General features: G+C 38.0%; 11 protein-coding genes. All 11 read right to left on the bottom strand.

Annotated features, from left to right (window positions below; genetic code table 11):
* Positions 1 to 166 precede the first annotated feature (166 nt).
* Positions 167 to 424 (bottom strand): DUF3243 domain-containing protein, encoded by a 258-nt coding sequence (locus MKY46_RS05710; protein WP_004224939.1) that lies wholly within the window; start codon positions 422 to 424, stop codon positions 167 to 169.
* A 43-nt stretch (positions 425 to 467) separates the two neighbouring features.
* Positions 468 to 1196 carry an elongation factor P 5-aminopentanone reductase gene (gene ymfI, locus MKY46_RS05705; protein ID WP_036121304.1) on the bottom strand — a complete coding sequence of 243 codons (729 nt, stop codon included), beginning with the start codon at positions 1194 to 1196 and terminating at the stop codon, positions 468 to 470.
* Positions 1193 to 2494, bottom strand: a complete 1302-nt coding sequence (gene yfmH / locus MKY46_RS05700) for an EF-P 5-aminopentanol modification-associated protein YfmH (RefSeq protein ID WP_330493461.1) — start codon at positions 2492 to 2494, stop codon at positions 1193 to 1195. The genes ymfI and yfmH overlap by 4 nt, the downstream gene beginning before the upstream one ends.
* Positions 2491 to 3762, bottom strand: a complete 1272-nt coding sequence (gene yfmF, locus MKY46_RS05695) for an EF-P 5-aminopentanol modification-associated protein YfmF (protein ID WP_058843927.1) — start codon at positions 3760 to 3762, stop codon at positions 2491 to 2493. The genes yfmH and yfmF overlap by 4 nt, the downstream gene beginning before the upstream one ends.
* A gap of 175 nt (positions 3763 to 3937) precedes the next feature.
* A complete protein-coding gene (locus tag MKY46_RS05690; protein ID WP_330493460.1) occupies positions 3938 to 4897 on the bottom strand; it encodes an ABC transporter permease in 960 nt (319 codons plus the stop codon).
* A gap of 1 nt (position 4898) precedes the next feature.
* Complete coding sequence (locus MKY46_RS05685; RefSeq protein WP_036121315.1) at positions 4899 to 5945, bottom strand: ABC transporter permease; 1047 nt, start codon at positions 5943 to 5945, stop codon at positions 4899 to 4901.
* A complete protein-coding gene (locus tag MKY46_RS05680) occupies positions 5945 to 7492 on the bottom strand; it encodes an ABC transporter ATP-binding protein (protein ID WP_330493459.1) in 1548 nt (515 codons plus the stop codon). Before MKY46_RS05680 ends, MKY46_RS05685 begins: the two co-directional genes overlap by 1 nt.
* Positions 7493 to 7849: 357 nt before the next feature.
* Entirely contained in the window at positions 7850 to 8932 is a 1083-nt protein-coding gene (locus MKY46_RS05675; RefSeq protein WP_058843929.1) for a BMP family lipoprotein, read from the bottom strand.
* 54 nt (positions 8933 to 8986) lie between these two features.
* Complete coding sequence (locus MKY46_RS05670) at positions 8987 to 9715, bottom strand: GntR family transcriptional regulator (RefSeq protein ID WP_036121324.1); 729 nt, start codon at positions 9713 to 9715, stop codon at positions 8987 to 8989.
* A 200-nt stretch (positions 9716 to 9915) separates the two neighbouring features.
* The gene (locus MKY46_RS05665; RefSeq protein ID WP_340833818.1) at positions 9916 to 12207 is read right to left on the bottom strand and encodes an FtsK/SpoIIIE family DNA translocase; all 2292 of its coding nucleotides are present in this window, start codon (positions 12205 to 12207) and stop codon (positions 9916 to 9918) included.
* A 153-nt stretch (positions 12208 to 12360) separates the two neighbouring features.
* Positions 12361 to 14028: a ribonuclease J gene (locus tag MKY46_RS05660; RefSeq protein WP_058843931.1), complete on the bottom strand. Its 1668-nt coding sequence runs from the start codon at positions 14026 to 14028 to the stop codon at positions 12361 to 12363.
* Positions 14029 to 14209: the final 181 nt, after the last annotated feature.

Genomic DNA, 14209 nt, shown 5'->3' with positions numbered 1-14209 from the left:
ATCATAGCTGATTTTTTATGTAATGGAAAGTTAGAATACATGGAATTACGGCGTTATTTACTAATTTTTTTTGATGCATGTAGATTAGGCTTACATACGTTCCCTTTTTCGTAGATAAATAGCTTTTTTATATAGAAAAAAGAGGAGATTGGCTCTCCTCTTTTATTTACTGCACATGCTTATTTTGTACAAGCTTAATGACACAATTCGCTAATGCATGCTTCTCATCTTCAGAGGCAACGCCCCATAAATCCGACAGCACTCGCTCTTGTTCGTTTTTAGGATCGACATTTGTCGCTAAATATTCCCCAATTTGGACAGCAGCCGTTTGAATCATTTTCTTCGGCATACCACTCGATTCAGCTTGCATAACGTTTTGTCCTAAAAACGATGTCCATTTTTGCCAGTTTTCTAAAATGGTCATATTTCCTCCTCCTTTACACATGTAGTATGTGCAAAAAAGAATATTATATGTACCAACCGCCATTTAATCGTATGATTTGTCCTGTCACATAATCTGCTTTACCAGACAAATAAAAACGTACCATTTCAGCTACATCCTTTGTCTGACCAATGGTACCTAAAGGAATATCTTCTAAAATATAATTAAGTTCTTCTTGATTTAAATGGCTGTTCATTGACGTATTTATAAACCCTGGAGCAACAGCATTTACTCGAATACGGGATAGTGCCGCTTCTTTTGCATAGGATTTGACAAAAGCATGTTGTGCTCCCTTAACGGTTGCATAAAGTGCCTCACCCGCTGAGCCAGCCTCTCCCCAAATGGAGCCAATGAATAATACATAGCTCACCTCATGCTTACGCAGTTTCTCAGATAGTAAAGCTGTCAGTCGCATTGGATTTTGAACGTGGACACGCCATAAAGCATCCATATCCTCCACTGTTGTATCTTCGAGCAGCGAATAATGTGCCTGCCCATTTGCAAAGACAATGGCCTGCACATTAAAAATTTGCGCGGCTACCATTTCCGCTCCTGTTAAAATAGAAAAATCCCCCTGCACAAGCATAAACTCTTGTGCAGGGAAGGTTTTAGAAAGCGAATCACATAATTTATGTGCCGCATTTTTATTATTCGAATAATGCACATAGATGGACCATCCATCTTCTGCAAGACTTTGACAAATGGCACGACCAATCTCACCTGATGCGCCTAAAACAAGGGCAAATTTTTTCACTGTGCTCCCTGCTTGCTTGGCAAAATTTTAAAGACTGTTTGTTGGGATTCTCCTTGAATAGAAGTAAAGGCTTTGTGTAAATCCTCTATTGTTAATGTTTCAAGAACTGGTACCACATCAAACAAATTCATATCATTAAAGGAATAACGTGTAAATTGGTTTGCGATGAATTCAATCGAATTTAATGCTCGTAGGAAGAAGCCAATTTTTTTACGTTTTATACGTTCCAAACCAGCACTATCCAATTGGCTATTCCCCTCATATTTCACTAATTCTTCTTTTATCGCTTGGGCCAATTTATCAGGCTCTGCTGAATCCGAACCAATCATGGCAAAACCAAAGCCATTTTCTAACGTAAAATCAAATGCATATGTCTCATCGATTAAACCTTCTTCATAGACACGTTCATAAAAATTAGATGTACGGCCAAAAATAAGTTCAAGCGCGATTTGAACAGACAGCTCATGCTTTAACATATCCTGTCCTGATAAATTCGTATCCTTTGCTTTCAAACCAACATAAATTTTCGGCTTTTGTACATCCATATTTAATGTACGTTCTTTAATCGCTACGTCTGTTGGTTCTGTATCAAAGAAACGTTGAATTGGTGTTGGCTCTGGGAACTCTTTTTTACCTTGATTGTCACGAATAAAAGTCATCATTTCCTCTGGCTCTACAGCGCCAATGACAAATAATAACATATTTGAAGGATGATAAAACGTATTGTAACACGTATATAAATGCTCTGCTGTAATGCCGTCAATCGATTCAATCGTTCCTGCTATATCAATTTTTACAGGATGTTGATGATACATATTTTCAATCGTACCAAAATATAGACGCCAGTCTGGTTGATCATCATACATCGTAATTTCTTGCCCAATAATTCCTTTTTCTTTGTTGACAGTAGCTTCTGTAAAGAATGGCTCTTGCACAAAATTCAATAAAGTTTCTGTGCTCTTATATATATTGTCAGTAGATGAAAATAAATAAGCTGTGCGTGTGAACGACGTAAAGGCATTCGCCGAAGCACCATATTCGCTAAATTTTTGAAAAACATCACCATCTTCTTTTTCGAACATTTTATGCTCTAAAAAGTGTGCAATACCATCTGGCACTGTAATACTTTCCGTTTCACCGATTGGTACAAACGTACGATCAACAGAGCCGTACTTTGTTGTAAATGTTACAAATGTTTTGGAAAAGCCCTTTTTTGGTAAAATATATACATCTAAGCCATTGTCTAGTTTTTCATAGTAAAGTGTTTCATCTAGTTGTTTAAATTCAATTGTTTTCATTGTGCGGCTTGCTCCTTTCCACATAAGAAATAGACCGCTTCAAGCTGCACTTGCTTAGCCATTGCAACAACGTCTTCCTTTGTTACAGCTTTCCACTTATTTGCCCAGGCTTCAACAGAGAATTCCTCAGGTAAATCTTTATATTGGTCAAAAATTTCAATTTGTCCACGCGCAGAATCCAAGGACTCTTTTAGCTGATTTGTCAGCATAGCCTTTGTTTGCTCCAGCTCTAAATCTGTAATGTCTCCAGCCTGCATGACAGCAAGTTGTTCTTTAATTAAAGACAATGCTTTTTCTTCATTTTTAGCTTCAATCCCAGAAACAACAAACAGAAGACCGTAATGCGATGCATAGGAGCTTGATGCGTAATAAGCAAGACTCTCTTTCTCACGCACATTCATAAATAATTTAGCATGAGGATAGCCTCCAAAAATGCCATTAAAAATCTGCATTTTAGCAAAATCAGCATCTCCAAATCGAATAGGCGTGCTAAAGCCAATATGAAGCTTACCTTGTTTCATTTCATGCTGTTCTCTTACGTAATCATTGTCAGGATGCTGTTGTGGTAATACTGCTGGCACTTCCTCTGGTGTGCGATCATTAAATGGTAGCGCTTTTTTTAATTTCGCTACAAGTTCCTCTTCATTAATGTCTCCAGCAACATAAATATCTATTTTGTCGTTAGCGAGCATGGATTGGTATGCCTCAAATAAAGAAGCAGGCGTAATTTTTTGAATTTCTTCTACGCTACCATTAGCCGAAATCGATGCAGGCTCGTTTGGTCTCAAGATTTGTTGTAAACGGAACTGAGCAAAACGAGATTTATCATCAAAAATAGATTCAATCCGTTGAATGACTGTTTTCTTCTCCCGTTCTACAATCGATTCCTTAAAGACACCGTTTTCTAAATTAGGCTCAAAAATAGCTGTGTGCAATAAACCAAGTACGTCGTTTAAGACACTTGTATTTGCTAGATAATGATCATTCACAGTCTCCACATTCATTAGCACCGTATGTTCATTACCTCGTTTTGATGTATCAAAATATAAAACAGTACCATATAAATCATCTAAAAAGCTACGGAAAGCAGCAGTTGTTTTATATTTAGCATTACTATGCTGTAGTACATTGGTTAACACTGTACGTTCCGATGCACTTTTAGCAGTTAATGCTCTTCTCCATTTAATCGAAAAATTTACGGTTTTAAATTGGGTTGTTTGTCGGATATGCAAATTGACACCTTTTGCAAAAGGTATTGTTTTAAACATATGAAACCCTCCTATCCTTCTTAATATAACGATGTACTACACATACTATACATGTCTATTGTCTATAATTGCAAAAAGAATCCAAAGTATGTATGGGAAAAATTAAAAAATACACCAATTTCATATGTAAAAAAAGACTGAGCATCGTTCACTCAGTCTTTTTGATTCATTTTTCTTAACGTTTACCTTTAATATAAGGCTGTCCACTTGCTTTTGGAGCATTCGCTTTACCAATAAAGCCTGCTAATGCAAGGATTGTTAAGACGTATGGTAAAATTTGCAGATAAACGGCTGGTACATTCTCGATGAATGGAATTTGACTTCCTGCAATACTTAATGTTTGCGCTAAACCGAAGAATAAGGCTGCTCCTAATGCACCAATTGGATGCCATTTCCCGAAAATCATAGCGGCAATGGCCATGAAACCTTGTCCAGCAATTGTTGCATGCGAAAAGTCATGTGTAATTGTTTGTGCATAGACTGCACCACCAAGACCACCTAATGCACCAGAAATAACAACGGCAATATAGCGCATTTTATTAACATTAATCCCCATTGTATCTGCCGCCATTGGGTGTTCACCTACAGCACGTAAACGCAAGCCGAATGGTGTTTTATAGATAATAAACCAAGCACCAATGGCTACCGCAAATGCTAAAATAGATGTGCTGTAAACATCATGGAACAATAAAGGACCAAAGAATGGAATATTCTCTAAATAAGGAATACCGAAACGGTCGATTGGACGTGTAATCATATCCGTTTGACCTTTATCATAAATCATTTTAACTAAGAAAACTGTAGCAGCTAAGCCAAGTAAGTTAATGGCTACACCTGAAACTGTTTGATCGGCACGGAAAGAGATCGAAGCAACAGCATGGAAAAGAGAGAAAATCCCACCAATAATCATAGCTGCTAACATCGCTACCCAAATCGTTGCCACACCTAATGATGAAGCGAATTCTAAATTGACAAAAATACCAACAAAAGCACCGACAATCATTAAGCCTTCTAGCCCGATGTTGACTACACCAGAGCGTTCAGAGAATACTCCACCGATAGCAGTAAAAATCAAAGGTGTTGCATAAAGAATCGCTGAAGGGATGATGAAATATAACATTTCTAAAAAGCTCATGTTATTGTCCCTCCTTTTTCTTGCTCAGCTTTTGCAAGCCTACTCGAATAATATAGCCTGATGCAACGAAGAAGATAATCAATGCGATGATAATGGATACGATTTCTTCTGGAATACCTGCAGCATTTGGCATATTTAATGCACCATATTTTAATGAACCGAATAGTGATGCTCCAAACACTACCCCAAGTGGTGTATTCGCACCAAGTAGCGCAACGGCGATACCGTCAAAACCGATTCCTGTAAAGCCAGGTTTAATAGATGCGTTTTGGAATGTACCTAAAGCTTCCATCGCACCACCAAGACCTGCAAACATTCCTGAAATCGTCATCGCTAAAATAATATTTTTATTAACACTCATACCTGCATAATCGGCAGCATTTTTGTTAAAGCCTACTGCTTTTAGCTCGTATCCACGTGTTGTTTTTTCTAAAATGAACCACATAACTACTACCATTAATAGTGCAACAATGATCCCATAGTGAAGACTTGAATTGTCTGTAAGCTCTCTTAAAAACGGAGAACGTAAAGAAGCTGATTCATGGATACGTTCTGTTTTAAAGCTTCCATCGGACAATTTTTTAATCACTGCGTTGGCAATATAAAGCGCAGTATAGTTGAGCATAATTGTCGCAATAACTTCATGGACTTTAAATTTCGCTTTTAAGAAACCTGCAATAAAGGCCCAAAATGCACCTGCAGCTGCAGCAGCAAGTAATGCCAATGGTAAGTGAATAACTTTAGGTAGCTCAAATGCGTATCCTACCCAAGCTGCTGCTAGCCAACCTAAAATCAGCTGACCCTCAACCCCAATATTGAACAGTCCTGTGCGGAATGCAAATGCTACTGCAAGACCTGCCAAAATATAAGGTGTTATTTGACGAATTGTGTTCCCAATTGAATATGAATCTCCAAAAATACCTGTCCAAAGAGCAATATAACCTTCTACTGGGTCATAGCCACTGACTACCATAACGATAGCCCCTACAATTAAACCGATAATGATAGAGATGATAGGAACGAGTAGATTAATGACACGATTTGACATTAGTCGTTCCCCTCCTTCGCATCATGCTTATTATTTTTTTTACTTTGCCCTGCCATAAGTAAGCCTAGCTCTTGTTCTGTTGTTTCTTTTGGATTTAACTCATCTACTATTTGTCCATCATAAATAACAGCAATACGATCCGATACATTCATGACCTCATCTAATTCAAATGAGATTAACAGAACGGCTTTTCCTTTATCACGTTGCTCAATGAGACGAGAGTGAATGAATTCAATAGCCCCTACGTCAAGTCCACGTGTTGGTAGAGCAGCAATTAATAAATCTGGATTACGGTCGATTTCACGACCGATAATAGCTTTTTGTTGGTTACCTCCAGATAATGCACGAGCCGGTGTCATTTCACCATTACCTGTACGCACATCATACTCTTCAATGATTTGACGAGCTTTTTCCGACACTTTTTTATAATCCATGACAAAACCCTTTGCAATTGGAGGTTGGTAATACGTTTGCAGTGCAATATTATGACCAATCGGGAAATCTAACACTAAACCATGCTTATGACGGTCTTGTGGGATATGACCGACGCCTTCCTCTGTAATTTTACGAGGCTTCATATTGGTAATATCTTTGCCATTTAACTTAACTGTCCCACTTTTGATTTTACGTAGTCCTGTAATGGCTTCGATTAATTCGGACTGACCGTTACCATCGATACCAGCTATACCTACGATTTCACCTCTGCAAACATTTAAGTTCAAACCTTTTACCTTATCAATATCTCGGTAATCCGTTACTACCAACTTTTCAATCGATAGCACTTCTTCAGTTGGGTTTGCGTCAATTTTTTCTGTTTTAAATTCAACTTGACGGCCAACCATCATTTCAGCCAATTGATCAGGATTTGTGGCAGCGGTTACAACAGTGCCAATCCCTTCTCCTTTACGGATAATCGTCACACGATCTGAAACTTCCATAATTTCTTTTAGCTTATGCGTAATTAAAATAATAGATTTACCTTCTGCAATCAGTCGACGCATAATTTGAATTAATTCTGTAATCTCTTGTGGTGTTAATGAAGCCGTGGGTTCATCAAAAATTAAAATTTCGGCACCACGATACAATGTTTTTAATATTTCAACACGTTGTTGCATACCAACTGTGATGTCTTCGATTTTGGCATTTGGATCAACATCCAATCCATATTTTTCAGAAAGTGCGTGTACTTTCTTCGCCGCATCTTTTATATTGACAATACCCATTTTAGTAGGCTCCGTGCCTAAAATAATGTTTTCTGTAACCGTAAAGTTTTCTACCAACATAAAGTGCTGATGCACCATGCCAATTCCTAAATCATTGGCAACATTCGGGTTTGTAATTTTTACAGCCTTCCCACGAACATGAATTTCGCCACCCTCTGGTTGATATAAACCAAAAAGGACGTTCATCAAAGTCGATTTACCTGCACCATTTTCACCAAGCAATGCATGGATTTCGCCTTGTTTCAGTTGGAGGGTGATGTTATTATTCGCCACGAAACTCCCGAATTCTTTACGGATTCCAAGCATCTCAATCACATATTCCAAAATTGTCACTCCCTTAATAGGCACTTATTAAGTATTTTTGCCTTAGCGTATAGTATCTGCTGCTACATGATTGATGGTACAGATAAGCCATACGTCCAGTAGTCGATTTCTACCAGAGGCTAGAATTATTGCTTGATCTAAACCTACCTATAGAGGTAGTTGTTTTGCTAAATTAATACAGGAAAGGTCATCGTTAGAAACCTTTCTTCTATTAACTTATTACCATCATGATTTACCTCTATAAGATTCCTATAAATCTAGTTAAATAGAGTATTGCGAATAATCTAAATATAACGATAGATTGAAAAATCATCATAAGGTCCTTCTAAAAGTCCCTTATGATGATCAAGAGTTGAATTATTTTTCCACTTTTTCTGGAACTTTGATTTCACCCTTAGCAATCTTCTCTTTATATTCATCAATTACTTTTTGTACATCTTCTGGAATCGCACCGCGTGAATCTGCAAGTTTAACACCGTCTTCAGCTAAACCATAAGTAAGTGTTTCTCCGCCTGGGAAATCACCATTTTTTGCTCTATTTGAAATATCTACTACTGCTGTATTAACACCTTTTAACATTGAAGTTAATGTTACGTTTGTTTTATCGTCTACTTTACCTTCTTCGTATTGGTCAGCATCTACACCAATTACCCAAATGTTTGCCTCTGGATCTTTTTTCTTACGTTCTTTTGCTTCAGAGAATACACCGTTACCAGTTGCACCAGCAGCGTGGAAGATTACATCAACACCTGATGAGAACATACCGCTTGCTGTAATTTTACCAACATCCGCTTTATCAAATGCACCTGTGTATTTATCTTCGATGATGATATCTGGGTTTACAGCTTTTGCCCCTTCAAGGAATCCAGCTTCAAAGCGATTAATAACTGGGATATCTACGCCACCTACGAAGCCGATTTTACCTGATTTAGACATTTTCGCTGCCGCTACACCCGCTAAGAAAGCACCTTCTTGCTCTTTGAACATTACTGATACTACGTTGTCTGCTTTTACTTCAGCATCAATGATTGCAAATTGGCCATCTGGATTTTCCTCAGAAATTGCAGCCATTGCATCTTCCATCATATAGCCAATACCGAAAATTAAATTGAAGTCACGACGTAATAATGCATTTAAATTTGAATCATAGTCTGCATCTGATTTTGATTGTAGGTAATCAAAACCATCACCTTTTGATAAGCCGTGCTCTTTACCGTAAGCTTGTACACCTTCCCATGCAGATTGGTTGAATGATTTGTCATCAACGCCACCTACATCAGTAACCATTGCTACTGAGAAAGTTTCTTCTGTTTTGTCGCCGCCTGAAGCATTGTCATTGTCTTTTGCAGGTTTTTCGTCGTCTTTCGTACCACAAGCACCTAAAATAGCACTTGCCGCTAATACTGATGTTAATACTAAACCAAATTTACGTTTTTTCATTTAATTAACCCCCCAAAGGTATTGTAATTAGCAGGAAAAAAATTTAGAAATGTTCTACACCCGTTTACGAACTACATGGAAGCTGAATTTATCAGCTCGGAAATAATTTTTTGAATAGAGCACTACTTGATCATGATCATCGTAATGCAACTGCTTTAACACTAAAAGAGCTGTTTCACGTCCACAATTTAAAATCGGTGAGGCTTGTTCATGATACCCAATTGGATCAATATACGTTACAGCATAGGCTACATGAATTTTGCCTGATTGCTCTAAAGCAGAGAACAGTGAAACTTCTTTTTTTTCGACAAAGTCAGTAGGCAGGAAGCTTGCGGGTAGCCTGTCTATGCAGTAAACTACTGGCTCACCATCCGCTGTTCTGACACGTTCAATCGTGAGTATTTTATCGTCGCCATCACATTGGAAGCGTTTTAAATCTTCTTCAGAAGGTGTGTGCTCAGTTGCCTTTAAAAAACGGGAACCCGGCTCCATACCTGCTGTTTCGATCATAGAAGAAATGCTCGATAGATGCTCGATGCCTGATGTAAACAACGGCTTAGGATTGACAAAAGTCCCAACCCCATGTCGGCGCACAATCACATTTTCCTCTTCCAACAGTCGAAGAGCTTCTCTAAGAGTAGCTCGACTGACTCCTAGTGATTTCGATAATTCAAACTCTGAAGGCAGCTTTTCATTTTCTTTAAAAATGCCAGCCTCAATGTCAGATTTTAAACGATCGATAACTTGAAGATAGAGATGACGATGATCTGCTTTAATAGTCACATATATCACCACCAAATCAGAGATCAGACATCTGATGTACAACATTCCTACTAATCGTTCATAAATATAACATTTTTGCAGAATGAAATAAACAGTTTTGAATAAAATCTGTTATAGAATTCATTCTTTCTTCATTTTCTTTGCAAATATTTGGACAAATATACAGTAGTTCTCACCATTTCGACATCTAGCTTTTTTGCTTAGTTATCATATTGGTGAACAAGTACTTGACGAGGCTTACTGCCCTCTGGTGGCCCTACAACCCCACGTTGCTCCATTTGATCGACAATTCGTGCAGCCCTTGAATAGCCAATACGGAAGCGACGTTGCAGCATGGAAACGGATGCTGTTTGCATATTGACAACTAATTGGACAGCTTCATCATATAATTCATCCGTTTCCTCTAAAATGGTTTCTTCTTCGGTAGGAATCATCTCCTCCTGATACTGCGCTTTTTGCTGTTCTATAACAAAATGAACGACTGCTTCTACTTCTTGATCCGATAAAAAGGCACCTTGCACCCTTTTCGGTTTGGAAGCGCCCGCAGGTAAAAATAACATATCACCCCGTCCAAGTAGGCGCTCAGCTCCACCCATATCTAAAATCGTTCTTGAATCGATGGCTGACGAAACGGCAAAAGCAATTCTCGATGGAATATTCGCTTTAATAACACCTGTCAAAACGTCTACACTTGGTCGTTGTGTTGCAATAATCAAATGAATTCCTGCTGCACGTGCCATTTGAGCTAATCGTGTAATAGAATCCTCAACATCACTTGATGCGACCATCATCAAATCTGCTAACTCATCCACTATGACTACAATATAAGGTAGCTTTGGATTTTTTTCCTCTGTTTGTTCATTCACTTTTTGAACATGTGCATTGTAGCCCTCAATATTTCGTGTACCTGTATGAGAGAACAAGTCATAGCGACGTTCCATTTCAGATACCACTTTTTTCAGTGCTTGCGAAGCTTTACGTGCATCTGTTACGACAGGAGCCAATAAATGAGGAATGCCATTATAAACGTTGAGCTCCACCATTTTTGGGTCGATCATCATAAGTTTTACTTCATGCGGTTTTGTACGCATTAGTATGGATACAACGATGCCATTTATACAAACACTTTTCCCACTGCCTGTTGAACCAGCTACAAGTAAATGTGGCATTTTATTGAGTTCGGCTAGTACAGCTTGTCCTGTAATATCACGCCCGAAGGCTACTTGTAATAATGCTTCTGGCTTCGCACCGTCCTTCGATTCCAATACCTCACGAAGTGTTACAATAGCCACTTCGCTATTTGGCACTTCAATACCTATCGCAGATTTTCCAGGGATTGGGGCCTCCATCCGAATATCTTTAGCTGCAAGTGCTAATGCAAGGTCATCTTGCAGATTGACAATTTTACTTACTTTCACACCTATATCTGGCAAAATTTCATATTTTGTGACAGCTGGTCCTAAATGCACTTGTGTTACCTTTGCCTTTACACCAAAGCTTTGTAATGTTTGCTCAAGCTTTTTGGCATTCGCCTGGATAACTGAATATTCACCACTTTGATCATGTTGAGGTGGTGGTTGTAATAGGCTATAAGACGGTAGCTGATAGTCTGCATTTTCCACTGCATCTGTACCTTGAATATGAACCTCATCCGTTGCTTCTTCTACTTCATTTTCCACCATAGCAGGCGTATCAAACACAGCTCTTTCCTGCGAGACATTTTGCGTAAAAGCAGAGATAATCGGCTCATGAGGTATTTCTTCCTCTTGTTCAGGCACATCCGTAATTTGATTTACAGCCGCAACCTCATCTCCACTTTCTACCCTTGAGCGGCGATTGTTTGGTTTTTTCGGTTTATTTTTCTTTTTATCATGATGCTTTTTTTTCCATTTGCCAAATAGATCTGGTGTTTTTTCTGCTAAATAAGGCACTAATGCTTTGCCAGTGACAAGTATGAGCCCAATAAAGAAGATGACCCAAGCAACAACTTTTGCCCCCGAGGCTTCAAATAATACATGAAGCCCACTAAATAAAAGGGCGCCAATCATCCCACCGCCCAGAGCATTGCTGCGGTGAATAATGCCATCTGTATTGATTAATATTCGCCACGATTCACGCAGCACAGAATCAGATAATAGACCACCTGATTTTGATAACTGTTCAAATAATATGCCATGACTAAAAATCGTTAAGCTCATAATAATGAGTACCATGCCAAGTATTAATCGATCCTTCATACTGACTTTTTTACGACCAATCATCATTAACAATGCAACAAATATAAGCATAAATGGAACAGCAAAATGTAAATTACCTAAAAGGAACATTGCGATGTTTTCTAGAATCCGACCAATCATGCCAAATTCAAAAATCATAATGACTGCTAATGCAATTAAAAGCAGTCCTAAAATTTCATACATAAGCGGATGCATATCTTTTTTTTCAGTTGTCGCTTTACTTTTAGTCACTTTTTTTCTTTTACTAACTGCCATCTATTTCACCTTCTTCTGCGATCCATTTTATATATGTAGCGAATCATAACATGTAGAACTCGAATATTTCAAAAAAAGGATTTTCCACCGCAATTGGGAGAAAATCCTTTTCATCTACTTTTTCCTCAAAACCTTTACGATGAGCTCGTTCAATTAATATTCCATAATAATTGGAATAATCATTGGACGACGTTTTGTTTTTTGGAATAAATACGTATTGAGTGTATCTCGAATTTCTTGTTTAATATTCGTCCATTCAAATGTATCTTTCCCAACATATTTTTCAATCACATTTTTTGCAATGTCAGATGCCTCAATCATTAATTCCTCTGATTCTCGTACATAGACAAAGCCTCGTGATAAAATTTCTGGGCCAGAGGCAATTTTCTTTTGTGCTCGATTTAATGTCACGACTACAATGAAAATACCATCCTGCGATAATAATTTACGATCACGAAGTACAATATTTCCTACATCGCCTACACCGATACCGTCAATTAATACGTTACCAGCTTGTACACGACCACTCATGCGCATTTTATTATTTTTGTATTCTACGATATCCCCTTTATCGGCGATAAAGATTTGTGATTTTTGCATACCGAGCTGTTGCGCTAACTTCGAGTGAGCAATGAGCATACGATATTCACCTTGAACAGGAATAAAATACTTTGGCTGCATTAAATTCAGCATCAGCTTCAAATCTTCCTGACTACCATGTCCTGATACGTGGACATTTTTACTAGAAGTCAAAATTTCAGCGCCTGCTTTTGACATAGAGTTCATCGTATTAGCCATTTGTACTTCCATACCAGGAGAAGGTGTAAATGTAATTAACACCGTATCACCTTGTTTAATTTTAATGTCACGATGGTGCTTACGGACAATTTTTTCTAATGCATCTAGAGGCTCTCCTCTATTGCCAGTTGTAATAATGATAATTTCATCATCTTGATATTTTTGCATTTCTGAAATTGGAATAATTGTCTCTTCTTCAACTGTTAAATAACCAAGCTGTACACCTAAATCAACAGCTTTTTCCAATGGCTTACCAACAATCACAACTTTACGGAATGATTTTTGGGCTTGGGCAAAAACTTGCTGAATACGAATAAAATTCGATGCATAGACAGCTACTAAAATACGACCTGGTGCTGAGTGGAATGTTTTTGATAATTGCTCTTCAATCACAATTTCCGATGTCGTATAGCCTGGTCGTTCAGCTTCGCAAGACTCAGATAATAGAATAAAGACGCCGTCTTCCCCTAACTGTGCCATTTTTGCTAAATCAGGTTTAAATTTACCTGTCGCTGACTGATCGAATTTAAACTCTCCTGTATGAACAATCGCGCCTTCAGATGTATGGAACACTACCCCTAACGAATCGGGAATACTATGTGTTGTGTGGAAGAATGTTACATACGTTGAGTTAAAATTCATACGACTACGGTTTGTTACTTCGAAAAATTTCACCTGATGTGGTGCAGGTAATTCTTTTAAATGTTCCTTTGCTAATGCAATGGTTAATTTCGATCCGTACACAGGTGCCTTTATTTTTTGTAAAACATAGGCAATAGAGCCGATCGCATCTTCATGACCATGTGTTAAGAAAATACCTTTCACACGTTCTTTATTTTCTTCTAAGTACGTAATGTCAGGAATCACGATATCTATACCTAGCATCTCATCTTCTGGGAACATTAAGCCGCTATCCACTACAAATAGCTCTTCATCAATTTCTACTACGTACATTGCTTTCCCAATTTCGCCTACACCCCCAAGAGGGATGATACGAATCAATTCATTTTTCTTTTTTGTCAATTTATTTCCTCCTAAAAAATATCCCGAACAGCAACCACTTAACATTTATTATACGGTTTGCAAAGCTTTTGCACAAATTAAAAATACATGTTTCACGTAGGAAATAGATTTTCTTTTGATTTGCTGATTGCTAGTAGATGGAAAAACAAATATTGGATACCTTGTACGAATAGAGTTAATC

Origin of the sequence: Lysinibacillus sp. FSL M8-0355, from assembly GCF_038008985.1 — a bacterium.
In the GTDB taxonomy this organism is placed as follows: Bacteria; Bacillota; Bacilli; order Bacillales_A; family Planococcaceae; genus Lysinibacillus; species Lysinibacillus fusiformis_D.
The sequence above is the reverse complement of the archived record's forward strand: the minus strand, read 5'-3'. Positions and strand labels throughout refer to the sequence as shown.

Excerpts from the sequence above, each read along its gene's own strand:
- MKY46_RS05710 (WP_004224939.1), bottom strand. The coding sequence starts at position 424 with ATGACCATTTTAGAAAACTGGCAAAAATGGACATCGTTTTTAGGACAA.
- yfmH (WP_330493461.1), bottom strand. The coding sequence starts at position 2,494 with ATGAAAACAATTGAATTTAAACAACTAGATGAAACACTTTACTATGAA.
- yfmF (WP_058843927.1), bottom strand. The coding sequence starts at position 3,762 with ATGTTTAAAACAATACCTTTTGCAAAAGGTGTCAATTTGCATATCCGA.
- MKY46_RS05690 (WP_330493460.1), bottom strand. The coding sequence starts at position 4,897 with ATGAGCTTTTTAGAAATGTTATATTTCATCATCCCTTCAGCGATTCTT.
- MKY46_RS05685 (WP_036121315.1), bottom strand. The coding sequence starts at position 5,945 with ATGTCAAATCGTGTCATTAATCTACTCGTTCCTATCATCTCTATCATT.
- MKY46_RS05675 (WP_058843929.1), bottom strand. The coding sequence starts at position 8,932 with ATGAAAAAACGTAAATTTGGTTTAGTATTAACATCAGTATTAGCGGCA.
- MKY46_RS05665 (WP_340833818.1), bottom strand. The coding sequence starts at position 12,207 with ATGGCAGTTAGTAAAAGAAAAAAAGTGACTAAAAGTAAAGCGACAACT.